Source organism: uncultured Capnocytophaga sp., from assembly GCF_963525585.1.
In the GTDB taxonomy this organism is placed as follows: Bacteria; Bacteroidota; Bacteroidia; order Flavobacteriales; family Flavobacteriaceae; genus Capnocytophaga.
Genome location: NZ_CAURLX010000006.1, coordinates 26642 through 51023 on the forward strand (window position 1 = coordinate 26642; position 24382 = coordinate 51023).

The window sequence follows — 24382 nt, forward strand, 5'->3', positions numbered from 1 at the left end:
TATTTGATGGAAAAACCAATAAGTAGAATAACCTTTTTAATTAATAAACTTGATAGATTTAATAATAGTCTCTAGTTCAAAGAGCAAGTCTCGCTTGGAAGTACCAGGGGCAGCGATGAATCCTTCTATCACAATACAACGGTCTCTTGTAGGGTCCTCAATAATATAGTTACTAAAGGGGCCTCCTAGGACAAAATCTTTCACTTCCCATAAGCCCTTGCTTTCAATGGTAGGATAATTATTTATGACTGTTTTTTTGTAAGTAGGGGCAAAGGCAGTACTGGTAATCATATACATACCTTCTTCAGGGCCAGGTACATATTGAGCTCCTATAGAGTCTCTCATACGGATAAGTTCTTTGGTGCAATTGCTGTCATCTGAGCAGATTTTGCTTTTAGGGACTTCATAGATGAGGATATTTGAAGTGCCATTCTTCACTTTTCTCTCAAGCCAGAAAAAATTATTCTCTTGCTTGACAATATTATATAAGGAAGGGAATGTGAGGTGTATATGTAACTTTCGTTCCAATAAATCATCTTTATTCAGTGTGTTTTTAAAGCGATTTCTTACCTCTAACATTTCGTTTTCCTTAAAAGAAAAGATAATTTCGGGAGCAAAACGCTTGATTTCACTAATGAGGTCATCTGTAGTTTCTCCTATGAGGAAAGCTACTTTTTGAGGTTTTGCAAAAAGAGTATCTTGGATACCAAAATGATTCTGTGTGTCAGTGGTTACGATTAGGATATTTCGGCTTGCACGTGTCATTCCCTTGAATACTTCTTGTGGAATCTGTTGAATGTCAAAAAGTGGCTCTCTTGCTCCTGAAATCTCCTCGACAGGCTGGGCAAAATAATGCCTTAAACTGTCTCCAACAACCCCTCCCCATAGCTGAGGATCCATCACAATGGTTACAGAATTAATACTTCCTACAGATTGAGGAAGGTATTTCGTCTTTTTTTTCTCATCATTACAAGCTATGACAAGTATCCCTATAAGAATACTTAGAACAATTTTCTTCATATCAAAACCCATTGAACTATTTATACAGCGAATATTGTTCCAAAAATGCTTTTTTGAAATAAATTATATTTTTTTTAACGTAAATAAAAATATGTAAAAATGTAGTTTTGTGTAATTTGTTGATAATGAATGTCTATTATCTTTCAATTTATAAATATCAGAAAGAATAACTATCCTCAAATGAATAATTTTTTGTTCTTAATAAGCGTTAGGCTACGAGGGATTGATAATTTTAAACTTTGCAAAACGCAGAATGAGTGTCTTTTCACCTCCATTCTCAAAGCGTACTTTTGCTTTGCGATCAGTTCCAGTCCCTTCTAATTCAGTAACTGTTCCTTTTCCAAAACGTTCGTGTAGTAAGATATCCCCTACAGTTACTTTAGGGATATCTCCTATGTGTACAGGTTTGGCTTGTTCGGGCTTTTGTAGGCGTAATTTTTTGAGTTCTTCCTCTTTAGGTTTTTTGTAAGTGGGAGGAGGGCTATTAGTGGGTTTCTGTTGGCGCAATTTGCTTTTATCTACAGGTCGTTCAAAAGCATCAAAATTGAGTAAGGGCTTATAGCGGTAGCTTTCTTTGGAGGAGAGATATTCTAGATAACGGTCATCAATCTCATCAATAAATCGACTGGGCTCAGCATCCATTAGTTTCCCCCATCGGTAACGACTTTCGGTATAGGTAAGGAAAGCTTGCTTCTCGGCACGAGTGAGAGCTACATAGAATAAGCGTCGTTCTTCTTCTAGTTCGGTACGTGTATTTTGGCTTAGTGCAGAGGGGAATAAGTCCTCTTCCATACCTACAATGAATACATAAGGGAACTCAAGTCCTTTGGCAAGGTGAATGGTCATCAGGGATACCCGATTATCATCCTCAACTTCCTTGTCTAGGTCAGTGGCGAGAGCTACCTCTTGAAGAAATTCGGTAAGGGAGCCAGTGGCTTCATCTACCTCTTTTTGTCCTTCTACGAAATCACGAATCCCATTGAGGAGTTCTTCAATATTCTGCATACGTTCAATTCCTTCAGGAGTACCATCTTTCTTAAATTCATTTAGGATTCCTGTCCGTTTGGCTATATGCTCAGCAAGGGAAAAAGCATCATAGGACTGAAGCATTATACGGAAGCTCAGAATCATATTGGCAAACTCAATGAGCTTATTGCGAGTATTACTATTAATCCTCAGTCCATAGTCCATCAGTTCTAGATTTTTAATGATGGAGAATACCGGTAACTTAAATTCGTTGGCACAAAGGGTAAGCTTCTCTAAGGTTGTGTCCCCAATACCTCTGGCAGGGAAGTTGATGATACGATTAAGAGCTTCTTCATCGTTTTCATTGACTACCAAGCGGAAATAAGCAAGAATATCCTTAATTTCCTTTCGTTGGTAGAAAGAAAGCCCTCCATAGATACGATAAGGAATATCACGTTTTCTTAAAGCGTCCTCTATAGCTCTGGACTGTGAGTTGGTACGATAGAGAACGGCAAAATCCCCATAGGAGCGCTGGTGTTGCATTGCTTCTTCAAAAATGGAGCTTGCCACAAAGCGTCCTTCATCAGCATCGGTGGGACTACGATGTACCTTAATGGGAGCTCCTTCAGGATTAGCAGTCCATACAATTTTTTCCAGACGGGCTTTGTTATGTTCAATCACATTGTTCGCTGCTTCTACAATATTTTTAGAAGAACGGTAGTTCTGTTCTAAGCGATAGACTCCTACTTTTGGATAGTCTTTCTGGAAATTAAAAATATTATCAATATTTGCCCCACGGAAAGCATAGATACTCTGGGCATCATCACCTACCACACAGATATTCTGGAAGCGGTCAGCCAAAGCACGTACAATTAAGTATTGGGAATGATTGGTATCCTGATACTCATCTACAAGGATATAACGGAAGCGTAGCTGATACTTAGCAAGTACTTCAGGGAATACATTCAGGAGTTCATTGGTGCGTAACAGGAGGTCATCAAAGTCCATCGCACCTGCCTTAAAGCATCGTTCCACATAATTGCGATAGATATCCCCTAATCTGGGTTGCTTTGCCATCGCATCAGCTTCTATCAGTTCGGGAGAATTAAAGTATGCTTTTACTGTAATAAGGTTATTCTTATAAGAAGAAATACGATTGGCTATTTGCTTATACTTATATACATCCTTATCCAGAGCCATTTCTTTGATAATAGTTGCTATAAGCCTTTGGGAGTCCTGCTGGTCATAGATGGTAAAATCTCTTGGGAAGCCAAGCCTATGAGCCTCTTCACGAAGGATACGAGCAAAAACGGAGTGAAAAGTACCCATCCAGAGGTTACGTGCTTCACTTTGCCCTACAATGCGCCCGATACGTTCTTTCATCTCTCGAGCAGCCTTATTGGTAAAGGTAAGCGCGAGGATATTGAACGGATCAACTCCTTGGTGCATTAGGTAAGCGATACGATAGGTAAGCACACGTGTTTTCCCAGATCCTGCTCCGGCAATCACCATTACAGGACCATCCATATGAATTACAGGAGCCCGTTGTGCCTCATTAAGTTCTGCTAAGTACTTCTCCACGGGGTACTAATATTTTGTTTCGAGCTTAATATATTCTAGGAATTCTTTTCTTACAATAGGATCCTGAAAGCGTCCGCCATATTCAGCGGTTACGGTACTACTCTCAATATCTTTAATTCCACGAGAGTTGACACATAAGTGCTTGGCATCAATCACACAAGCGACATCCTGAGTGCCTAGGATACGTTGCATTTCTTGGACGATTTGCATAGTAAGTCGCTCTTGTACCTGAGGACGTCGTGCGAAATAATCTACAATACGGTTCATTTTGGAAAGTCCTAATACTTTTCCATTGGAGATATAGCCCACGTGAGCACGTCCTACAATAGGTAGAAAATGATGCTCACAGGTGGAATAAAGAACAATATTTTTCTCAATGAGCATTTCTCCATATTGGTAGTTATTTTCAAAGGTAGAAGAGCTAGGCTTACGCTTAGGATCCAGCCCTCCAAAGAGCTCCTTTACATAAGCTTTGGCTACACGTAAGGGGGTTCCCTTAAGGCTGTCATCCGTGAGGTCTAGCCCTAGGGTATGCATAATGTCAGTCATAGACTGAGCGATACGAGCTATTTTTTCTTCTTCAGAAAGATCAAAGGCATCAGCACGTAAAGGTGTTTTTGCAGAAGTACTTAGGTGGTTTTCACCAATAAAATCATCAGATGGATTCATTTATTTCTCGTTTGTTTAGGGGACAAAAGTACAAAATAAATGATTAATTACTAGTTATTAATTGTTAATTGTTAATCAGCAATGGTTAATTGCTTGTTTCACAAGGAGAAAAAGTGTGCCTGCGTATGAAATTATTACTTAGGGCTACATAAGTAGTACTTAGTTACTTTGGTAGCTAGTGCATCTAGGTTCATCTGGTCAGAAGCAATGGTTACATCCACCACTTGGTTTTCTTTAGTATGAATAAAAATATTTTGTTCGTCCTTTCGGTAGGCTGTATTAGAGATTTCTCCAGTGAAAACAAAGTAATGAGCTAGTGAAAGAGGAATATCATATTGCTTGGCTACTTTCTGGAGGAGAGATTGTACTTCTTTCTCGGTTACAGGTGTTTTGTAGAGCTTCACACGAAGCAAATCACGGTTAAGAAGCCTGTAACTGAGGTTAGAAAGTACCTTATCATCACTGTATTGCCATTGCTTGAGTCCAGAGATGATATCATAATCATCTAGTTGTGCAAATAACTGCAATGCTTTTGAATCAAAAAGTTCTTTAGTGATATGGTTCTGTACGAAAAATTCCAATGCAGGGGTCATTGGGAGATGTTTTCCCTCCTTATAAAGCTCTTTGACTCGCTCAAGCACCTTAATTAGGAGGAATTCCGCTCCAATACTCGTTTTGTGTAGATATACTTGCCAATACATCAGCCTACGAGCCACCAGAAATTCTTCAATGGAATAAATTCCTTTTTCTTCTACAATTAAGGTGTCATCCTTCACGGTAAGCATTGCAATAATACGTTCGGAGTTGATATTTCCTTCACCTACTCCTGTATAAAAGCTATCTCGCTTGAGATAATCTAGCCTGTCCATATCCAGTTGGCTAGAGACGAGCTGATTCATAAAGGCTTTTGGGTATTTTTTTTGAAAAATTTCAATAGCAATAGAGAGTTTTTCGGGGAAAATACGGTTCAACTCTTGCATAAAAGCCAAGGAAATTTCCTCGTGAGAGATTCCCTCTACAAGGCTGTGTTCCATAGCGTGGGAGAAAGGACCGTGCCCGATATCGTGTAGTAAAATAGCGATGTAAAGCGCTTCTTCCTCTTGGGCAGAGATAGTGATTCGCTTGTGTCGAAGTGTTTGTACTGCTTTCTGCATCAGGTACATACATCCTAAAGCGTGATGAAAGCGTGTATGCTTAGCTCCAGGGTAAACCAAGTGTGATAAGCCCATTTGGGAGATACGCCATAAGCGTTGGAAAAAGGGATGTTCTATTAGGTCAAAGATAAAAGCGTTGGGGATATGAATAAAACCATATACAGGATCATTGATGATTTTTAGTTTGTTACGAGGATTCATTTTTCTTTTTTATCTTTCTGCAAAGGTACGACATTTAACCACAGGAATCAAGTGGTAATTACGTTAAAAATACTATATTTTCTTGTTGTGAATCCTTAAAATATAAAGGATTTTATCACTTTTATTCATAGATAAAGGAGAAAATATCCAAAATTTTATGTTTCTTGTTAGGGGAAAAACAAAGAATTAAGAATACGTTAAACCAAGTAGAAATCCTTGACAAAGGTTGTTTTTTTTGTATATTTGCCTCCTGAATTATCCAAAAAAGCAACAATGAAAATACTCTTAAAAAATGGCAAACTCATTTCTGATCATAAAGTGATGGAAGGAGACTTGTTAATTGAGAATGAACGTATTGCTAAGATAGCATCAGATATATCAGCTAGTGAGGCTTCTCGTGTAATAGACCTTGAGGGAGCCTTAGTAATGCCTGGTGTGATTGATGATCAAGTACATTTCCGAGAGCCAGGGCTTACCCATAAGGCAACTATAGCTACTGAAAGTGCTGCCGCTGTAGCAGGGGGGACCACTACCTTTTTTGAACAACCCAATACACTACCACAGACTACCACTATCTCCCTCTTGGAAGACAAGTTTGCCCTTGCAGCGAGTCATTCGCTAGCCAACTATTCTTTTTTCTTAGGGGGAACGAATGATAATCTAGAGGAACTTAAGCGTATCAATCCACAGAATACAGTAGGAGTGAAGCTCTTTCTAGGCTCTTCCACAGGGAATATGCTAGTGGATGATGAGCATACATTGGAACAGATTTTTAGAAATGTCTCTACAGTGATAGCTACTCACTGTGAGGATGAGCAAACGATTCGCGAGAACTTAGCTCACTATTTGCAAAAGTATGGTAATGAGATTCCTATGCATATACACCCTCTCATTCGTAGTGCAGAAGCTTGTTACCTTTCTTCTTCACGAGCCATAGCATTGGCTAAGCAGGCAGGCGCTAGGTTGCACATCTTCCATCTCTCTACAGAACGAGAGACAGCTCTTTTTGACCCAAATATTCCTTTGGCAGAGAAAAGAATTACCGCAGAGGCGTGCATTCATCATCTATGGTTTTCAGATGAAGATTATGCTAGAAAAGGGGCTTTTATCAAGTGGAATCCAGCAGTAAAAACCCAAGCAGACCGTGAGGGTATCTGGAAAGCTCTCTTGGAAAACCGTATAGATGTTATAGCTACAGACCACGCCCCTCATACCCTAGAAGAAAAACGCCAAACAGATTACCTCAAGACACCTTCAGGAGGGCCACTTGTACAGCACGCATTGGTAGCCGCTCTGGCAATGTTCAAGCAGAGGAATATTCCAGTGGAACGCCTTGTAGAGAAGATGTGTCATAACCCAGCTATTCTCTTTAGAGTTGCCGAAAGAGGCTTCCTCAGAGAGGGATATTTTGCTGATATTGCTTGTGTAAGGGAACATACACCTTGGCAGGTATCTTCTGAGAATATCCTTTACAAATGTGGCTGGTCTCCCTTTGAAGGAACCGTATTTGACCATCAAGTAATATATACATTTGTCAATGGTCATTTGGTATATGACCACGGAAAGCTCTTTACCGAAACTAAAGGTAAGAGAGTAATTTTTAATAATATTTAATAGATAATTCTTGAAATCAATTTCTTTAGCTGTTTCACAGGTAGAGAGGATAACCCCTGAAGCAGTCAAAATTTCTTTCATTATTCCTCAAGATAAGAAAATAGCCTTTGATTTTTTTGCAGGGCAGTATATTACACTGCAACAGACACTCAATAACGAGTCTGTACGTAGGGCTTATTCTATTTGTTCTTCTCCATATGAAGAGGAACTGAGTGTGGCTATTAAGCAGTTACCACAAGGAAAGTTCTCTACTTATGCTTGCCAAGAGTTACAGGCTGGTGATATACTAGAGGTATTTCCTCCAGAAGGAAAATTTGCTTATATTCCAGAGATTTCCCCTGAGGATCTGGCACTTTTTGCAGCAGGGAGTGGCATTACTCCTATGCTAAGTATCATCAGGGTAGCTCTACAGAAAAACACCTCGAAGATTCTTTTGCTATATGGGAATAAAAGCCCTCAGACAGCAATGTTTCTTTCTGAGATAGAAGCTCTTCGTGAGCAATATCCAGATCGCTTATTTGTACAATATGTCTATAGTAAATCTCACGAGAAAGGAGCTTTATTTGGTAGGATAGACCCCGCAATGGTACATCATTTGCTTAAGAGCCAATATGCCTCCATTGATTTTGGGCGTTTCTATATCTGTGGTCCCGAACAGATGGTTGCTAGTGTGAAGCAAGAACTTCTTTTGAGCTATGATAAGAAAAAAATTCATACAGAGCTCTTTGCTACAGAGAATACCCCAAAAAAAGAATATAAGGGAACAACAGACATTACAGTTCGCCTCAATGGACAGGAACGAGTCTTTACTATTGAACGCAAAAAAGATATCCTTAGTGAGCTACTCAAGCAAGGGTTAGAGGTCTCTTATTCTTGTCTTTCGGGAGTATGTAGTAGCTGTATAGGTAAAGTAACCCAAGGAGGGGCAGATATGGATAAAAATCAGGTTCTCTCAGAGGAAGAAGTTGCTAAGGGCTTGATACTCACTTGCCAATCACACCCTACCTCTCAGGAACTTACCCTAGAATTTGATTATTAAAAAATAGATTGATGACTTATAGAAAAATTTTTCAAATAGCGTGTATCATAGCTCCTTGCGCTGTATTTGCTCAGCGTACAGCCTACTATACACATCCTAATGCTTCCTTAGAGAAAGCCATTAACCTGTATCATCAAAAGCAGTATAAGGCTTCTCAGTATCTTCTTCTTCAACAGCTCCAACAGGTATCCGACGCCTCTACTCAAGAAGCATGTAAGTATTATATTGCTTCAGCTGCAATTCATTTAGGACAGACAGGAGCTAATGACCAGATGGAGCAATACCTTAAGGAATATCCTGCATCTCCTTATGCTACCAATGCTTATCTGCAGATAGGCGATTATTACTTCACCAAAGGAGATACTAAGCGTGCCATTGCTTGGTATGATAAGGTGAATATAGGGGCTCTTTCTGCTTCTGAAAAAGAAAAATTCTCCTTTCAATATGGCTATGCGCTCTTTGCTCATGGGGATAAAGAAACCGCTCAACAGTATCTCTCAGAGGTACAACATTCTAAAACTTATGGAAAGAAAGCTGCTTATTACCTAGGCTATATTGCCTATGATGCCGATGATTATCAAAAAGCTAATGAATTCTTTCAGCAAGTAGGGGAGGAGAAAGAATTAAACAAAAACCTATCTTACTATCAAGCCGATATGAACTTCAAACAAGGAAATTTCCAAAAATCCTTGGAGGAAGGGCTTGCTCAGTTGAAGAAGGCAACTCAACCACAGTATCGTTCCGAGATTAATAAAATTATAGGAGAGAGTTATTTTAACCTTAAAGCTTATGATAAGGCAATTCCTTACTTAGAAGCTTATAAGGGAAAAGATGGTAAATATACCAATACTGACCTCTATTACTTAGGTTATGCTTACTATAAACAAGGAGATTACCTTAAGGCGATAGGACAATTTAATCAAATTATTGATGGTAAAAATCAGGTTGCACAGAACGCTTATTATCATCTGGCAGAGTGCTACCTTAAGACCGACCAAAAGCAACAAGCTCTCAATGCTTTTCGTAATGCTTCTCAGATGGATTTTTCTGATCAGATTAAGAAAGATGCTCATCTGAATTATGCCCGCCTAAGCTATGAGATAGGGAATGCCTATGAATCGACCCCTGCTGTTATACAATCCTATCTGGATACTTACCCAGGAGATCATACCCAAGAACTTCGAGAGCTTTTGGTTGATTCATATATCACTTCGGGAAACTTCCGTGAAGCCATCACCTTGCTAGACAAAAACTCCTCAGCTGATGATAAGACTTATCAGAAAGTTGCCTTCTTTTATGCTTTACAACTTTATAGTGATGGCTTGTTCCAAGAGGCACTTACCTATTTTCAAAAAGCTCAAGAGAAGTCAGATGCTCTTCTTAAAGCACGAGCTACTTATTGGGCTGCAGAAACTCATTATCAGCTACATCACTATAAAGAAGCACAAAAAGATTTCCAAGATTTCTTAAAGATGGATAAGAAAACAGTGCCAGAGTATGCCAATGCTTATTATGGATTGGGATATACACTTTTTAACCAAAAAGAATATGCTTTGGCAGCAGAGAACTTCACCAAATATATAGCAATGGACCCACCTCAGCCTCGCCTTACAGATGCATACCTAAGGCAGGCTGATAGCTATTTTGCTACAGGTAAGTATTGGCCTGCCCTTGAGGCTTATGATAGGGTAGTAACCCTCCATCAAGGGCAAATGGACTACGCTTCTTTTCAGAAAGCTATCAGCTATGGTATTGTGGATAGAGTACCCAAGAAAATAGAAGAACTCACTGCTTTTATCAAAAATTATCCTGAATCCAATCTTCGTCAGGATGCAATTTATGAATTAGCAAATACCTATGTAAGTCAAGGAAATACAGAAAAGGCTACTTCTTTGTATCAGCAATTACAAACACAATATAAGGAAGGGACTTATACTGCTCGAGCAATGCTTAGAGAAGGGCTGATGTTCTATAATAAAAACCAAAACCAGAAAGCTCTTGATCTTCTTAAGAAAGTAACTGAAAAATTTCCTAATACACCTGAAGCCCTGCAAGCGGTGAGTACAGCTAAGAATATCTATGTAGAGATGGGTAAGGTGGAAGAATACGCCTCTTGGGCTAAGAAATTAGGCTATGTAAATGTTTCTGATAATGAACTAGAAACAGCTGCTTTTGAAGCTGCTGAGCGAAAGTACTTACAACACCAGCAAGCTGAAGCCAAAGTGGCTCTTGAGAAATACCTCAAGGAATATCCTCAAGGAATCAATCTTCCTCAAGCTCGATTCTATCTTGCTCAGCTTTATTATGAAGGAAATGAAAAAGCAAAAGCTCGCCCTCTCTATGAAAAAATCTTACAAGACCCTCGTAATGAATATGCTGAACAAGTATTAGTAAGGCTTAGTAACATTTATCTTGAAAAAGGAGAGAATCAAAAGGTACTTCCCCTCTTACAGGAAATAGAAAATACGACTTCTGTACCCCAGAATACAATATTTGCTCGCTCTAACCTGATGAAGATTTATCATCAGGAAAAGCAATATCCTCAAGTGATTACCTATGCTAAAAAACTATTAACAGAAAAGAACATAGATAATCGCCTCAAGAGTGATGCTCAAGTGATGATAGCCCGAGCCTATATTGCTACAGGGAATGAAGCAGAAGCTGAGAAGCAATATGCTCTCCTGAAGAAAACAGCTACTGACGCTCTAATGGCTGAGACACTTTACTATGAAGCTTATTTTAAAAATAAAGCAGGACAATACAAAAAATCCAATGAAGTGATTCAAAAATTGGCTAAAGAATATGGTGGGTATAAGGAATTCTCAGCTAAGGGATTGGTAGTAATGGCTAAGAATTTTTATGGGCTTAAAGACCTCTATCAAGCGAATTATATTCTTAATAGTGTTGTGGAGAACTTCAAAGACTATCCAGAAGTTGTAGCACAAGCTAAAGAAACCTTAACTCAGATAAAATCTCAAGAAAATAAAAATTCTAAATAGAAATGAAAAGAACCTATATACTCTCCTTATCCTTTTTTTTCTGTATTTCTGCTACTTATGCACAGAATGATAAGCTAGGAACTATTTCGGTGGATATTGTGAAGCCTTATACTCCTACTATTGCCGATGTGCAAAAATCTGTAGAGGAAACACCTAAGAAGGATTCTGTAACAATCACTAAGAAAAAAATTACCTATACGATTCATTCTGTTCCTGTTGCTTCTACCTTTGTTCCAGAGAAAGGGAAGGCAGTACGAGTGAATACAGCTCAACAACGTGATACTCTCTATCATTCTTATTTGGCTCTTGGAGCAGGAAACTATACATCATTTTTAGCAGATGCCTTTGTAGCAGTTCCTTTAAGTGCCTCCTCAGATTTTTCGGTGGATCTCCAGCATCATTCATCTCAAGGGAAGATTAAGGAAGTTCCTTTGGATACCGATTTTGCTAATACACAAGCTCAAGCAGCTTATCGATATGGAAATTCACAATATCAATTAGGAGCTATAGCAGGAATTAACCATCGTTTTCTACATTGGTATGGAGTAGAGGATAAAAGCTTTTTGTCTATTGAAAATTCATTAAAACAGAATTATCTTAGTGGAGGGCTTTCGGCTTATTTTTCCTTGAATAATAGTATCTTTAAGGGAGCTGATTTTTCTGTGCAAGGAATAAAAGATGATTTCAGCAGTGGAGAAACACACTTGCAATTGAAGCCTTCTTTCCTTTGGAACTTCAATGAACAGCAAGCAGTCAAAGCACGTCTGGACTTGGATTACCTACAAGGCTCTTTTGCTAATGGGTTCTCAGTATCAGACAAGATAGACTATAAAGTTGCTTTATTAGGGATAAAACCAGCATATCAGTTTTCTAATGAACTTTTCTCAGGAAGGTTAGGACTGGGAGCTTATTATTTGAAACAAAATAGTGCAGGTTCTGGAGCTTTTAAGCTCTTCCCAGATCTTGAACTTGCTTATGATGCTTTAGGTGATGGACTTATTATCTATGGAGGAATTACAGGAGACCTTAAGCAGGTTACCTACCGAGAAAAGACACTAGAAAACCCTTATCTGTCTCCTAATCAGAACATACAGCCTACCTATACTCCTTATCATATTTTCTTAGGAATCAAAGGAGCTCTTACACAAGGATTTTCCTATGATGTAAATGTATTCTATGATCGTGTAGAAGGGCTTCCTCTTTTCCAAGCAAATGAGAAACTTTCTCTTACTCAATACAAGACCTATCAGTATGATAATACATATAAGCTTCTTTATCAGGATGTTATGCGGTATGGAATTCAAGCAAATTTGTTAGGAAAAATATCAGACCAATTTACATTGGATTTTTCTTTGCAAGCAATGGATTTTTCTATGGATAAGAATGCAGAACAGCCTTGGAATATTCCTTCTTTTACTACAGGACTCACTGCTTATTACCAGCTGATTCCTAATTGGAATATAGGAACTACACTTTTTTATGTGGGTGAGCGCAAAGACCTTAAGCATACTTTGGCAACATCTCCTAAGGAGGAAGTAACTCTCAAGGGCTTTTTCGATTTGAATTTTTCTACCGATTACACATTCCTTAAGCGTTGGACGGTTTTTGTAAACTTTAATAATGTTACAGGAAAACACTATGAACGCTGGACAAACTATCCTGTACAAGGGTTTCAAGTGTTAGGAGGACTCAAATATCGATTTAATGTGAAATAAATAAAAGAGGCTATCTGAAAAGGATAGCCTCTTATTTTATTTGTTAAAAGCTTTCTATACAAGAATGCGAGTACCACTGGCGGTGATTTTATCATCTAGATAGAAATCTATACGACCGAGGTTAATTCCATAACACCCAACCTGATTGACAAGGATTTCACGCCTACTTTTATTCTTAACAATGACAGGCTCACTGAGGAAAGTATGAGTATGCCCTCCTATGATAAGGTCTGTGTCATAGGTTCTTTCAGCCAGTTGCAGGTCACATACTTTGTCGGTACGATACTTGTAGCCAATATGAGAGAGGCAGATGATAATATCACATTTCTCTGTTTTACGTAATCGAGTTTCCATATCTATAGCAATTTCTATAGGGTCAAGGTATTTGGTCTCTCCATAAAGTTCCTTGGTAACAAGTCCTTTAAGTTCTACTCCTACTCCATAAACACCTATACGTACTCCATCTACCACGAAAACTTTGTAAGGGAGTGTTTTTCCCTCAAGAATGGTATTTTTGAAATCATAATTAGAGCAAATAAAATCAAATTTAGCAAAAGGAAGTTTTGCTAAAAGTCCTTCCATTCCATTATCGAAGTCATGGTTCCCTAAAGTAGCAGCATCATACTTAAGCATAGACATCAGTCGGAATTCCAGCTCTCCTCCATAATAGTTAAAATAAGGTGTTCCTTGAAAGATATCCCCAGCATCAAAAAGCAAGGTATTGGGGTTCTCCTTACGTACTTGTTCGATCAGAACAGCACGCCTAGCCACCCCTCCCTTATCAGGATAATGAGGATCATCAATAGGCAGAGGGTCTATATGGCTGTGAGTATCATTAGTATGGAGAATCGTAATGTGCTTCTTATGATTCTTCAGAGGGTTTTTCTTGTCATAAGCAAAAGAAGTACCTCCTAATCCTATTAGGAGTGCTCCAGCACTTATATTCTTAACAAAGTTACGTCTTTTCATCTTATTCTTTGAGTGTGAATCGGTGGTCTGTTCTGAAATCTAGAGTATCTACTTTCTTTAAATAGTTCAGTAGGGCATCCCTACATTCGTAATTGATATAGGTAGAGCTTAATCCTTTTGAGAAGAAGTTCATTCTATCACCTCCATTATAGAGATAATCATAAGTACATACGAAATAGCGTTTTTTGCGCTGTACAGGTTTTTTATTTACCAAAAAACTTATAATTTCTCCCTTTTTATCAATAGTGAGTTCTACTTGCTTGGAGATAGGATGGGGGTACTTGGTGTCTATAAGGTATTTGGCAAGCTCATATAGGGTATCTCCAGTGAGTTCTACCACTACGAGTTGGTTCTCAAAAGGCATAATTTGGTATATCATACGCGTGGTTACCTCTCCTTTAGGAATTTCTGTGCGGATTCCTCCCCAATTGAACATAGCAAAGTCAATATGTCGCTTACGGATTTTTAGGAAATAAGGGTCTGCTTCCTCATAGATAGCATCAGCCATAAAATTTCCTATAGGCATATTCAGGGCGGAAATTTCCTTAATCATCGTTTCCTTATTATAGGCAAGTACCTTATCCAGATATTTGTTCAAGTGGTAACGGAAAGGCGATAGATAGTCCATAATAACCTCATCTTCTTGAGTTTCTTTGGTAATCTCAAGCTGTTCTCCTTGAATGGTATGAGTGAAATAACTTTTTGATTTGCAAGAGGATAATGCTAAAAACAGTAGAAACATCCCTCCAAAAAATTTTTTCATAAAAATGTTTTAGTTTCAGGGCGCAAAATTAATAAATATTTATTACATTTGCAGAGAATTCTTTATAAAAATTATTTTGAAAATATTTAAGAATATAGCCATATCTCGTCGCATACGCAAGAACCTTAAGAAACAGGCTACCAACCTCAATGGAAAGAAGTTACAGGTACAGCGTGTAGGATGTATTGTGGATATAGAAGAAATTTCAAAGGTAGATTTCTTAAAAGATTTTATAAAAAGCTACGGAATAAATTCTGAAAATTATGTAATTCTGGGATATCAGGATAAGGGCTCCGATATTCAAATAGAAGGAATACCTCTTTTTTCTTGGAAGGATATTAATTATTCGGGAAATATTCGTAATTATCACGCTGATCGCTTATGGGAACTGGAGTATGATTTGCTTATTAATTGTTTCTCAACCCCCAAGCTACCCTTGCTTTTACTTTCTTCAGGAGTAAAAGCTAAGTTACGGATAGGACTTGCAGGGATTGATCTTGTATATAATGATATTATCATACAAGCACCCCTGAATGATGGAATAACTTTTATCCAAGAGGCAAAAAAAATAATAAAAACTATAGAATGAAAAAATTACAAGGAACGGGCGTAGCACTAATTACACCTTTCAGGTCAGATACCTCTGTAGATGTGCAAGCCCTTGAGCAATTAGTCCATTTCCAGATAGAGAATGGAATTGATTATCTGGTGGTATTAGGAACCACAGCTGAAACTCCTACATTAACTTTCCAAGAGAAAGAGCTCGTTAAGCAAACAGTAAAGCGTGCCAATGCAGGACGATTACCTATGGTGTTAGGTGTAGGAGGAAATAATACCCAAGCAATCATTGAACAAATAAGAGAGGTAAGCACAGAAGACTATCAGGCAATCCTTTCCGTGTCTCCTTATTATAATAAGCCTACTCAGGAGGGAATCTATCAGCATTATAAGGCGATAGCTCATGCTACTGAACTTCCTATCCTGCTATATAATGTTCCTTCTCGTACAGGAAGTAATATTGAGTATCAGACTACTTTGCGATTAGCTAGAGAAGTGCCTAATATTATAGGAATTAAGGAAGCCTCTGGGAATATAATGCAAGTAATGCATTTGTTACAAGGTAGGCCAGAAGGCTTTCTGGTCATCTCAGGGGATGATCCTACTGCTCTTCCTACCACTTTATTAGGAGGAGATGGCACAATCTCTGTTCTTGGGCAAGCTTTTCCTAAGCTATATACCGAAATGATTAATGCAGCTCTAGAGCAACAGAATCAACGAGCTAACGCTATTCATTACCAGTTATTGGAAGCAATGGAGCTTATCTTCAAAGAAGGGAATCCTGTAGGGATTAAGTCGCTCCTTTCTATTATGGGAATAATAGAAAGCTCACAAGTACGATTGCCCTTATGTAATGCCTCAGAAGGCTTAAAAGAGGCTCTTAGGACTTTTCTAGCTAAGATGAAATAATAAATAAAAAAACAACTGTAAAAATGCAATGAGAATTACACTCATTGCATTTTTATTTGTGAAGCTAGCAAATAAATTACAGCCATACGGATAGCCACTCCATTCTCTACCTGATCAAGAATAATAGACTGTTTGCCATCAGCTACTTCGCTAGTGATTTCTACTCCTCGGTTAATAGGACCTGGGTGCATAATAATGATTTCCTTATCTAATTCATCAAGTATTTGTTGGGTAAGCCCATATTGTTGTACATATTCTCTTGTAGAAGGAAAATAAGGAATATCCAAGCGTTCGTTCTGAATGCGTAGCATATTAGCCACATCGCACCAAGCCAAGGCTTTTCTGAGGTCGGTTTCTACTTTTACACCAAGCTCGTGTATATATTTGGGGATAAGCGTACGAGGTCCACAAACGGCGACCTCTGCACCTTGCTTATGTAGGGCAAAGATATTTGATAGGGCTACTCTGGAATGAAGAATATCCCCTACAATCACTACTTTCTTCCCTGCAACACTTCCCAATCGCTCACGAATAGAATAGGAGTCCAGAAGGGCTTGAGTGGGGTGTTCGTGAGCACCATCACCTGCATTCACAATGGGTACTTTCACGTGTTGAGAAAGGAAAACTCCTGCTCCTGGATTGGGATGGCGCATCACAACCATATCCACTTTCATAGCAAGGATGTTATTGACGGTATCAATGAGTGTTTCTCCTTTTTTAACAGAAGACTGTGCTGCGGAGAAATTAATCACATCTGCTGAAAGACGTTTTTCCGCTAACTCAAAGGACAGGCGAGTACGCGTACTATTCTCAAAAAATAGATTAGCAATGGTAATATCTCGAAGGGAAGGCACCTTCTTGATAGGGCGATTAATCACTTCCTTGAACTGATCAGCTGTGGTGAATATCAGTTCTATATCCTCAGGGGTGATGTATTTGATTCCTAATAAATGATTGACGCTTAACTGGCTCATAGGTGTAATATTTCAGTGATTAGTAGGCTTATAATTTATTTCTTCTCTATCAGATATACAGCATCTTCACCGTCTTGATCAGCCCAATGAACAACTACTCGTTCTTTATTGATAGCATCCACCGCTTTTCCTATATAATCGGGTTGGATAGGGAGGTCTCTACTGAAGCGACGGTCTATTAGTACTAAGAGTTCTACTTTGGTTGGGCGTCCAAAAGATTGTAAAGCGGTAAGAGCTGCACGAATACTTCTTCCGGTGTAAAGAACATCATCTATGAAGACAACTTTCTTATCTTCCACAAGGAAAGGAATATCGGTCGTATTGGCAACTAAGGGCTTTTCTCCTCTACGGAAATCATCACGGAAGAAAGTGATATCCAGTGCTCCACACTGGATTCCTTTTACATTGTACTCCTGAGAAAGCATATGTACCAAGCGTTGTGCTAGGAATATGCCTCGTGGCTGTAATCCAATGAGAACAGCTTCAGAGAAGTCTGTATGATTCTCTATTAGCTGGCACGCTAAACGGTGAAGAATAACGTGCAGTTCATTGGTGTTTAATAATTGTTTTCCCTCCATAAGATATGATTTTAAGCTGTTATGTTCTTATAAAAAATACTTCTCTTGATTGTTCTTTCCTGATAAAGAATAGAGCAAAAGAAAAAGTATCTATGATGACACTGAATTTTTTGTTTTCAGTAAGTTTTTTTACCGTGGGCTCATTCTCTGGTGAATGAGGACTTACCCATACTAATACACTGTCGTTATGCATCTGAGCGGTGAGTTCCTCAGGGGAAGGAAAATCACTTATATGATGTATAAAGAGCATATCTTTCTTCCCATTAGGGGTGTTATCAGTAAGTGGTTTAGGGAAAAAAATAGAAAAATCCTCCTGTTCACTGTATATTTTTATACTTTTAGGATTAAAATATGCTAATAAACGTAGAATAAACTGCCCTTTTTTCTCAGAAATGCCTTTTGGGTAGTTCTTAGATGGTTTTTTTTGAGAATTATAGAAGCATTGAGTAACTAAATTGTAAACAAAAGGAGAGTGAACCCCGTGCTCGGAGGTCGATTTCCATAAGAAAGATAAATATTTTCCTAGTAAAGCCATTAGTGTTCTCCTTTAGACTGTATTTTTTCTTCGATAAGGTCTGTTTCTTCACTTTTTATGCCTCGAATAGGGGTAGGGGCAATCTCTTTTTCTTCTTCAGGAAAGATGTCTTCCTTACGGGAGAGCATCTCCTCGCCACGCCAATTAAAGTTGGGAAAGCGCACTTCCTGCTTACTAATCTTATTCTCAGGATAGATGCCTCCTTCCACATCGGTATAGAAGATCACTTCTTCTATTTGCTGGTTGGTATCAAAATTTAAACGAATACGACTACACTTGGACTTATTAATTCCTACAAGCTCTTGCTGGTCATTATAAGCATAGTAGATAACTTCTGTATTCTGATACAGATTCACATTATTAAGCTTGTTCTCAAGAAATTTTCCCTTTAGGGTTTTCCCTTTCACTTGGTTGTAGCCTGTACCAAGGGAGTCCTTTTCGATTAAAAAAGCATTATCAAATACCTTTAGGGAATCCAGTTTTTCAGTTTGCGCATTAGCGAGTAAATGGATGTGGTCTCCTGTCATTTGGCTCTTGCCACTCCATACAATGGGCTTCCCGATAAGCTGTGTAAGCCCTGTAGATTGTTCGGAGTGGATAGAATCACACTTGCCTTGAATATCTGTTTTGTATATACGAGCATTAGGATAAGCACGAATTACCCGCTGTCCCACCTTTCCGGTTACCATAATTCGCTTGGCGTGAATGTAGATAGAATCTTTCCCCTTTTCTACTTCGCTAATTACCAGTGCTCTTTTGGTGATATACATAGAATCTTTTGCCTTATGTACCTCTCCATAATGCCCTTTGACGAGGGTTTTATTAATTGTATCTCGGATAATAATATGATTGGTAGCCGAAGCAAAATTCTTGAATTTGTCGAAGTAGAGGCTATCACCTGTAAGGATTTTATGGTCATAATCTATCCGAGCTTTGTCCATAAAATAACCCTGTTCTCGCTTGGAATCATAGAATCCTTTTTCTCCATAAGCGATATAGTCCTTACCTGTAACGGTTGTAGGACCAAACATATAGATATGCCCCGTAGTGTGATAGTAATCCAAGGTAAGGGAATTAACCTCGAAGTCAGCATTGGTAATTTTTACCTGTGAAGTGAATTGGCTCTTTTTGGGAGTAACATAGTAGCGTCCTTCTCGGCTGGTGAGTACATTCTCCTCATCACTTATTTTTCCATAGTTCAGGTAGTAAGCCTCCTGTTTATTGCGATCAAAGAAGAGTTCTTGGGTCTCGAGGGTCATTTTTTCATTGCGAAGCTGTACATTTTCCCTTGCCAAAGCCACTTTGGTATCTCCATTATATTCTATATAGTTGCTATTCATCTTCAGGGAGTCTCCTTGTTGGATAAAAACATCTCCAAAGGCTTTCACTTGGTTGGTTTTTTGGTATAAAACAGCTACTTCGCACCAAATATCCATTCCTTGGTGGCGGAACTGTACTTTTCGGTCATTATCAGAATTAAAAATTGTAGCCCCAGGATATTTCACATTATCAATAGTGAGTGTTCCTGCATAGACAATCTCTATCTGCTGTTTGGCTTGACCTAGTACATTCCCTCCTGACAACAAAAAAAATAAGAGGATAAGGAAAAAATATAATTTACGCATAAGTAATGATATGCTTATAGGAATTTTTTGCAAAGATAATTATTTTTGCTGATTAATAATATTTTTTTTCCTCTTTTCTTCGTTATTCCTCGCTATTGCTACTCTCTTGGTACCACTGGGCATACTTTACATAAGCATTAGCGATACGGTTTATTTCTCCTTCGGTGAGTTCGGGAGAGATATCCTTAATTTTTTTGGCGGGTACCCCTGCCCATACTTCGCCTGTGCCTATATGAGTACCTTTGGTAACTACGGCACCTGCTGCCACGATGGAGTTACTCTCCACTATACACCCATCCAAGACGATGGCTCCCATACCGATAAGTACATTGTCCTTAAGGGTACATCCGTGTATGATGGCATTATGCCCTATAGAGACATTGTTGCCGATAGTGGTAGAGGTTTTTTGATAGGTACAATGTACCATCACATTGTCCTGTATATTTACCTTGTTGCCAATGACAATAGCATTCACATCGCCCCGAAGGACAGCGTTGTACCATATACTACAGTCCTCACCAAGGCTCACCTCCCCAATGAGGACGGCAGTCTCGGCTATAAATACGTTTTTTCCTATAATAGGGGCTTTCCCCCTAAGTTCTCTTATGATAGGCATATGCTATTATGTTTGTTAGTTACGATATATTATTCCTCTATAATACCTAATTTTTTCATTAGGAAAGTTGCGTTTTTGTTCTTGCATATTCCATCTCGTAGCTTGTAATCGAAGGTGAGTTCCCCTTTACTGATTTCAGACTCAAAGCATTTGTTTTGCAAGAGCTCAGGATAATGATTTGTTAGGTTACACACTTCGATATCGTGAGTAGCGAGCACCCCTAAAGCTTTGAGCGAAAGTAGCTTCTCGATGATTTTAATAGTTCCGTGTTGCTTGTCTTCGGAGTTCGTACCTCTGAGCACTTCATCGAGGAGGACAAAACAGCGCTCACGTTGTAGGGTATCCACGATTTGTTGAATACGGTTGATTTCAGCAAAGAAGTACGACTTACCATCACTTAGGGAGTCTGATAAGCGCATAGAAGCCAACAAACGTAATGGGTGTACTACTGCCTTACGCGCACATACAGGCAAACCTACTAAAGTAAGTAGCATATTGACCCCTAAGGTACGCAAAAAAGTACTTTTCCCAGACATATTGGAGCCTGTAAGTAGAACAAAAGCCTGCTCACTGAGGGCTATATCATTGGTAATGCGCTCTTCTTTACGGATAAGCGGGTGACCTACGCTCTCAAAGGTAACCTTATACTCTTGGTTGAGTGTAGGATAGGCAAATTCAGGGTGGTTATAACTAAAGTTAGCAAAGCTACAAAGCACCTCAGTGTCAGCGACAGACTCTAACCATTGAGTAACTTCTCCTCCGTGAAGGGCTTTCCACTGAAGTAGGCTACCATATCGGTGGAGGTGATAGAAGGTAAGTACATTTAAGGGGATAGACACGAGGATATTCGCGACACTGTCCAAATCATCTAACAGGCGGGAAAGCTGGGATATATGGCTACTCGCTTGCTTATTTTTATCAGGAAATCGCCTCTCTACCTGTGCAATGCACTCTTTGAAAGCATACAAGATGGCATAAGTGCGCTCAAAACCTAGTTTTTCTTGAGAGATACGATTCATAAAGGTAAAAAAGACCACCAAATGCACAGAGATTAGCAATTTAGCAAGTACCGTAGCACCCTCATAGTTCCCTACATAACCTAACAAAACGCTTATGACAAGCAAGATAGGTGATAGGATAATGAACACACGGGTAAGCTTACTAAGCCTTTTTGCGGGTGCGTTTGCCCATTGGCGTAGCTTAGTATAGAAATCCTCACTGTCGTCGATTTGTTGGGCGTATGCCATAAAGGTTTGTCTCCAATCTAGGTCAGGAGTAAGGGCTTGGATTTGGGCTTGAGTCTGTGTAATTTTATCGGTAGAGGGGTGAAGCAAACGCTCAGCTAAGAGCTTTCTGCCTAAGAAGGTATGAGTACGATTAATATACTGATAGAGTGAGCGCTCACCAAGTATATCCAAATCATAGGCGTAAGGGTGGTTATCTTCCTCAAAGGCTTTGCCGTTGTCAGCAAAAAAGGTGTGATGCGTCAGGAAGTCTATTTCTTGCTCATTAATGCGTATCTTTGCTTTGGCAATAGCCCTGAGAGTGCTTATTTTTTTATGCCTTACCACCAGCAGAAGAAATAAAACAATAGCAAGCAGAGAAGCTACAGCCATTATAAGGGACGGTTCCTGAATAAGGTAATATACCAAAGCTATGATACCCCCCATCACAAGAAGTCGTAACAGCCCCATACGATTGTATTGGGCATTAAGGCTATTATATTCTTTTTGGGCTGAAGCTAAGCTTTCATTATACGTAGGTATCATATCTTGGGCTATTAATATATTAAGGTTGAATCAATCTTGTTTTTTTATACTATTGTTATTTGTAGGCTATCTGTTACTCCTTTTATTTTGTCTTAAATCTTTCTGGAGCTTCTAAATATACTTGCATCACCTCCTCATAGCGCTCATAGCACCGGTTTACAAAGGCTTGTATTTTGGGCTTTAGCGCTTCAAGGGTACCTTTCGCTTCAAATTCTTCATAGGTACATCCTTCGTGACCTGTTACCAAATACCCTAATATATCTACCTCATTATCTATATATTGGTAAAGTAAACAAAGGTCTAATAGGTCTATATCCTTTTCGTTTAGATATTTTTCTTTCCAAAGGAGCGAAAGATATTTTTCATACGGATAATTATCCCCTTTGTACTTACTACAATAGTCTTCTTTTATGATATTTGCTATTTCTTCTCTATCTATTAGGCGTGCTCGGTAATCTTCATAAAGTTGGTTGATGAATGTATCTATCTCAGAGTAGGCGGTATGATAGAATTTGTTGAAGATACTTATGAGCTGGCTCACATTATCAAACTCTTTACTCTCATAAACGCTTAGCTCATCAGTAGCTATACACAAGGCTTCGTAATCACAACGCAGGTAATTCCTCCACACGGTGAACCTTTTCAGGTGCGTTTCGGTTTCGAAATCCACCACTACGCCCTGGTTATCCTCCCCGAAAAACCTCAGGTTCTCTTCGGGGATTTTCTTTTCAAGCACTTCTTTTATAAAGGATTCTACATCAATCATAGATAAGGGTTTTATTAGGGGACAAATACATCATAGATAATAACTTCCTTGACCCCATCGTTCATATAGCAGGAAAGCGCAAGTATTAGGTCACTTCTTCCCTCTTCTTTTGTCCAGAAGGGAATATATACATCAAGGCTCTTTTTCTCCTCAATGAAGCAACTTTCTGCTAAGTCAAATGCTTCATCAGGCAAAGGGATTATTTTATAAGGATACCAATTGATTGTATACGCCAAATCCTCCACAAGGATATCGCCATTTTGCCCCTTGCGCTCTATAGAGGCGTAATCGTCAATAGAAATATGATACACCAATTCCTTAATGATAGGAATAAAAGTACTCAGTTCCAAGCTCATATAATGTATGGTTATCTCACGAATGATTATTCACCTGCTTTGCCCCCTTCTAACTTATTGCCTTTTTTACTCAAAACAGCTTGCGCTAAGCGTTGCTTGTTAGCGTTATGCGTGTCTTCTATCAGTTTGTTAAGTAAGTTGATAAAACTTTTACTTTCTTCTGTTGGAGTAAGCAAGTTGGTAGCAAAAGCATATTTTGTTAGTACCTTATATAAGTTATTAGTTGCTTTTTTTACTTCTTTGAAACTTACAAAAGTGTTTGCTAGCTGGCTTTCTGCTCGTCCTTCCGATAGGTTTTGGTAGGCTTTGTTATTGTTTTCTAATGCGGTGAGCGATTCTGACAGCCCTAAGGTATCTATATGCGCTTTATTCTCAGGCTTATTCAGGTCGTTAATCATACTACTGATAAACTGCGTTTTGGTACGCACAGGCAAGGACTGCACTCCTATATAATTCTTACATACATCATAAAGAATTACCGAAGCCTCTTTCTTGGTGCGGTCAGCATTATTACGACCTACCTTAAAGGAAGAGAGCAGGAATACAGATAGCTTACTCCTTTCCTTATCAATCGATGCTAGTTCTTTGGTCTCTTTGCTTATATAGCTCTGACCGATAATTTCCGTTAGTAGCTCAGATTGCTTTTTGAGCCCAGAAAGAAGCTCAGGTTTTACACCTATTTTCTCTGGGGTTGTCTTTTCAATCAAACTAATAGTAGCTTTGATGAACTGAGCGTACTCTCCTATGCTTAGCTTTTCAAGCCTAACAACTTTGATTTCTTTAATGTTTTCCATATTCTATAACTTTATTTTAAGTAAGTGTTATTCTGTAAATTTATGTATATTACTTTTTATATATAAAAGATGTAACTATTTTTTATTTTTATACTTCGACAAAAATAAGGGTGTTAATACAACTGTTAGTTTTACTACTTCATAATTCAGAAGCTATCAGCTTAATAGTTAGTTTTAGTACTTCGTACAATGAAACCTATAAAACTAATAGT

21 protein-coding genes are annotated in these 24382 nt (G+C 38.6%); 6 read left to right on the forward strand and 15 right to left on the reverse strand.

Annotation, left to right across the window (positions count from 1 at the left end; translation table 11 throughout):
• Positions 1–36: 36 nt before the first annotated feature.
• The 4 genes from RYK20_RS02675 to RYK20_RS02690 all read right to left on the reverse strand — a co-directional run bounded on the left by RYK20_RS02675 (position 37) and on the right by RYK20_RS02690 (position 5591).
• The gene (locus tag RYK20_RS02675; RefSeq protein ID WP_314894319.1) at positions 37–1020 is read right to left on the reverse strand and encodes a DUF4837 family protein; all 984 of its coding nucleotides are present in this window, start codon (positions 1018–1020) and stop codon (positions 37–39) included.
• A gap of 213 nt (positions 1021–1233) precedes the next feature.
• Positions 1234–3567, reverse strand: coding sequence for a UvrD-helicase domain-containing protein (locus RYK20_RS02680; RefSeq protein WP_314894320.1), 2334 nt, complete (start codon positions 3565–3567; stop codon positions 1234–1236).
• 6 nt (positions 3568–3573) lie between these two features.
• Positions 3574–4236 carry a GTP cyclohydrolase I FolE gene (gene folE, locus RYK20_RS02685; protein ID WP_297980106.1) on the reverse strand — a complete coding sequence of 221 codons (663 nt, stop codon included), beginning with the start codon at positions 4234–4236 and terminating at the stop codon, positions 3574–3576.
• A 134-nt stretch (positions 4237–4370) separates the two neighbouring features.
• Entirely contained in the window at positions 4371–5591 is a 1221-nt protein-coding gene (locus RYK20_RS02690) for an HD domain-containing protein (protein WP_314894321.1), read from the reverse strand.
• Positions 5592–5864: 273 nt separating this feature from the next.
• On the opposite strand from RYK20_RS02690, the gene RYK20_RS02695 reads away from it, so the two are divergent.
• From RYK20_RS02695 to RYK20_RS02710, 4 genes are read left to right on the forward strand one after another with little or no spacing between them, the layout of a single operon-like run.
• The gene (locus RYK20_RS02695) at positions 5865–7205 is read left to right on the forward strand and encodes a dihydroorotase (protein ID WP_314894322.1); all 1341 of its coding nucleotides are present in this window, start codon (positions 5865–5867) and stop codon (positions 7203–7205) included.
• A gap of 10 nt (positions 7206–7215) precedes the next feature.
• Entirely contained in the window at positions 7216–8244 is a 1029-nt protein-coding gene (locus RYK20_RS02700; RefSeq protein ID WP_311456329.1) for a ferredoxin--NADP reductase, read from the forward strand.
• Positions 8245–8255: 11 nt separating this feature from the next.
• Positions 8256–11243, forward strand: coding sequence for a tetratricopeptide repeat protein (locus RYK20_RS02705; RefSeq protein ID WP_314894323.1), 2988 nt, complete (start codon positions 8256–8258; stop codon positions 11241–11243).
• Between the two features lie 2 nt (positions 11244–11245).
• Complete coding sequence (locus RYK20_RS02710) at positions 11246–12958, forward strand: TonB-dependent receptor (protein ID WP_314894324.1); 1713 nt, start codon at positions 11246–11248, stop codon at positions 12956–12958.
• Positions 12959–13012: 54 nt separating this feature from the next.
• Here the strand turns inward: RYK20_RS02710 and RYK20_RS02715 are convergent, their stop codons facing one another.
• Together RYK20_RS02715 and RYK20_RS02720 are read right to left on the reverse strand one after the other, a co-directional pair.
• Complete coding sequence (locus RYK20_RS02715; RefSeq protein ID WP_311456326.1) at positions 13013–13927, reverse strand: metallophosphatase; 915 nt, start codon at positions 13925–13927, stop codon at positions 13013–13015.
• Position 13928: 1 nt separating this feature from the next.
• Positions 13929–14690: a 5'-nucleotidase C-terminal domain-containing protein gene (locus tag RYK20_RS02720; RefSeq protein ID WP_314894325.1), complete on the reverse strand. Its 762-nt coding sequence runs from the start codon at positions 14688–14690 to the stop codon at positions 13929–13931.
• A 76-nt stretch (positions 14691–14766) separates the two neighbouring features.
• Between RYK20_RS02720 and RYK20_RS02725 the strand changes: the two genes are divergently transcribed.
• Together RYK20_RS02725 and dapA are read left to right on the forward strand one after the other, a co-directional pair.
• A complete protein-coding gene (locus tag RYK20_RS02725; protein WP_314894326.1) occupies positions 14767–15279 on the forward strand; it encodes a hypothetical protein in 513 nt (170 codons plus the stop codon).
• Entirely contained in the window at positions 15276–16157 is an 882-nt protein-coding gene (gene dapA, locus RYK20_RS02730; RefSeq protein WP_314894327.1) for a 4-hydroxy-tetrahydrodipicolinate synthase, read from the forward strand. The genes RYK20_RS02725 and dapA overlap by 4 nt, the downstream gene beginning before the upstream one ends.
• 41 nt (positions 16158–16198) lie before the next feature.
• Here dapA and RYK20_RS02735 read toward each other — a convergent pair whose 3' ends face one another.
• The 9 genes from RYK20_RS02735 to RYK20_RS02775 all read right to left on the reverse strand — a co-directional run bounded on the left by RYK20_RS02735 (position 16199) and on the right by RYK20_RS02775 (position 24170).
• Positions 16199–17131 (reverse strand): aspartate carbamoyltransferase catalytic subunit, encoded by a 933-nt coding sequence (locus RYK20_RS02735; protein WP_311456321.1) that lies wholly within the window; start codon positions 17129–17131, stop codon positions 16199–16201.
• 35 nt (positions 17132–17166) lie between these two features.
• The gene (gene pyrR, locus RYK20_RS02740) at positions 17167–17709 is read right to left on the reverse strand and encodes a bifunctional pyr operon transcriptional regulator/uracil phosphoribosyltransferase PyrR (protein ID WP_314894328.1); all 543 of its coding nucleotides are present in this window, start codon (positions 17707–17709) and stop codon (positions 17167–17169) included.
• Positions 17710–17728: 19 nt separating this feature from the next.
• Positions 17729–18244, reverse strand: coding sequence for a hypothetical protein (locus RYK20_RS02745; RefSeq protein ID WP_314894329.1), 516 nt, complete (start codon positions 18242–18244; stop codon positions 17729–17731).
• Entirely contained in the window at positions 18244–19869 is a 1626-nt protein-coding gene (locus tag RYK20_RS02750) for an OstA-like protein (protein ID WP_314894330.1), read from the reverse strand. Before RYK20_RS02750 ends, RYK20_RS02745 begins: the two co-directional genes overlap by 1 nt.
• A gap of 82 nt (positions 19870–19951) precedes the next feature.
• Positions 19952–20485, reverse strand: coding sequence for a gamma carbonic anhydrase family protein (locus RYK20_RS02755; RefSeq protein WP_314894331.1), 534 nt, complete (start codon positions 20483–20485; stop codon positions 19952–19954).
• A gap of 29 nt (positions 20486–20514) precedes the next feature.
• Entirely contained in the window at positions 20515–22254 is a 1740-nt protein-coding gene (locus RYK20_RS02760) for a DNA mismatch repair protein (RefSeq protein WP_314894332.1), read from the reverse strand.
• A gap of 82 nt (positions 22255–22336) precedes the next feature.
• Positions 22337–23020, reverse strand: a complete 684-nt coding sequence (locus tag RYK20_RS02765) for a hypothetical protein (protein WP_314894333.1) — start codon at positions 23018–23020, stop codon at positions 22337–22339.
• Between the two features lie 14 nt (positions 23021–23034).
• A complete protein-coding gene (locus tag RYK20_RS02770; protein WP_314894334.1) occupies positions 23035–23376 on the reverse strand; it encodes a hypothetical protein in 342 nt (113 codons plus the stop codon).
• 26 nt (positions 23377–23402) lie between these two features.
• Positions 23403–24170 carry a DUF6261 family protein gene (locus RYK20_RS02775; protein WP_314894335.1) on the reverse strand — a complete coding sequence of 256 codons (768 nt, stop codon included), beginning with the start codon at positions 24168–24170 and terminating at the stop codon, positions 23403–23405.
• Between the last annotated feature and the right edge of the window lie 212 nt (positions 24171–24382).

Excerpts from the sequence above, each read along its gene's own strand:
- RYK20_RS02715 (WP_311456326.1), bottom strand. The coding sequence starts at position 13,927 with ATGAAAAGACGTAACTTTGTTAAGAATATAAGTGCTGGAGCACTCCTA.
- RYK20_RS02720 (WP_314894325.1), bottom strand. The coding sequence starts at position 14,690 with ATGAAAAAATTTTTTGGAGGGATGTTTCTACTGTTTTTAGCATTATCC.
- RYK20_RS02755 (WP_314894331.1), bottom strand. The coding sequence starts at position 20,485 with ATGCCTATCATAAGAGAACTTAGGGGGAAAGCCCCTATTATAGGAAAA.
- pyrR (WP_314894328.1), bottom strand. The coding sequence starts at position 17,709 with ATGGAGGGAAAACAATTATTAAACACCAATGAACTGCACGTTATTCTT.
- RYK20_RS02750 (WP_314894330.1), bottom strand. The coding sequence starts at position 19,869 with ATGCGTAAATTATATTTTTTCCTTATCCTCTTATTTTTTTTGTTGTCA.
- folE (WP_297980106.1), bottom strand. The coding sequence starts at position 4,236 with ATGAATCCATCTGATGATTTTATTGGTGAAAACCACCTAAGTACTTCT.
- RYK20_RS02760 (WP_314894332.1), bottom strand. The coding sequence starts at position 22,254 with ATGATACCTACGTATAATGAAAGCTTAGCTTCAGCCCAAAAAGAATAT.
- RYK20_RS02690 (WP_314894321.1), bottom strand. The coding sequence starts at position 5,591 with ATGAATCCTCGTAACAAACTAAAAATCATCAATGATCCTGTATATGGT.
- RYK20_RS02675 (WP_314894319.1), bottom strand. The coding sequence starts at position 1,020 with ATGAAGAAAATTGTTCTAAGTATTCTTATAGGGATACTTGTCATAGCT.
- RYK20_RS02775 (WP_314894335.1), bottom strand. The coding sequence starts at position 24,170 with ATGGAAAACATTAAAGAAATCAAAGTTGTTAGGCTTGAAAAGCTAAGC.
- RYK20_RS02765 (WP_314894333.1), bottom strand. The coding sequence starts at position 23,020 with ATGATTGATGTAGAATCCTTTATAAAAGAAGTGCTTGAAAAGAAAATC.
- RYK20_RS02705 (WP_314894323.1), top strand. The coding sequence starts at position 8,256 with ATGACTTATAGAAAAATTTTTCAAATAGCGTGTATCATAGCTCCTTGC.
- dapA (WP_314894327.1), top strand. The coding sequence starts at position 15,276 with ATGAAAAAATTACAAGGAACGGGCGTAGCACTAATTACACCTTTCAGG.
- RYK20_RS02770 (WP_314894334.1), bottom strand. The coding sequence starts at position 23,376 with ATGAGCTTGGAACTGAGTACTTTTATTCCTATCATTAAGGAATTGGTG.
- RYK20_RS02735 (WP_311456321.1), bottom strand. The coding sequence starts at position 17,131 with ATGAGCCAGTTAAGCGTCAATCATTTATTAGGAATCAAATACATCACC.
- RYK20_RS02710 (WP_314894324.1), top strand. The coding sequence starts at position 11,246 with ATGAAAAGAACCTATATACTCTCCTTATCCTTTTTTTTCTGTATTTCT.
- RYK20_RS02695 (WP_314894322.1), top strand. The coding sequence starts at position 5,865 with ATGAAAATACTCTTAAAAAATGGCAAACTCATTTCTGATCATAAAGTG.
- RYK20_RS02745 (WP_314894329.1), bottom strand. The coding sequence starts at position 18,244 with ATGGCTTTACTAGGAAAATATTTATCTTTCTTATGGAAATCGACCTCC.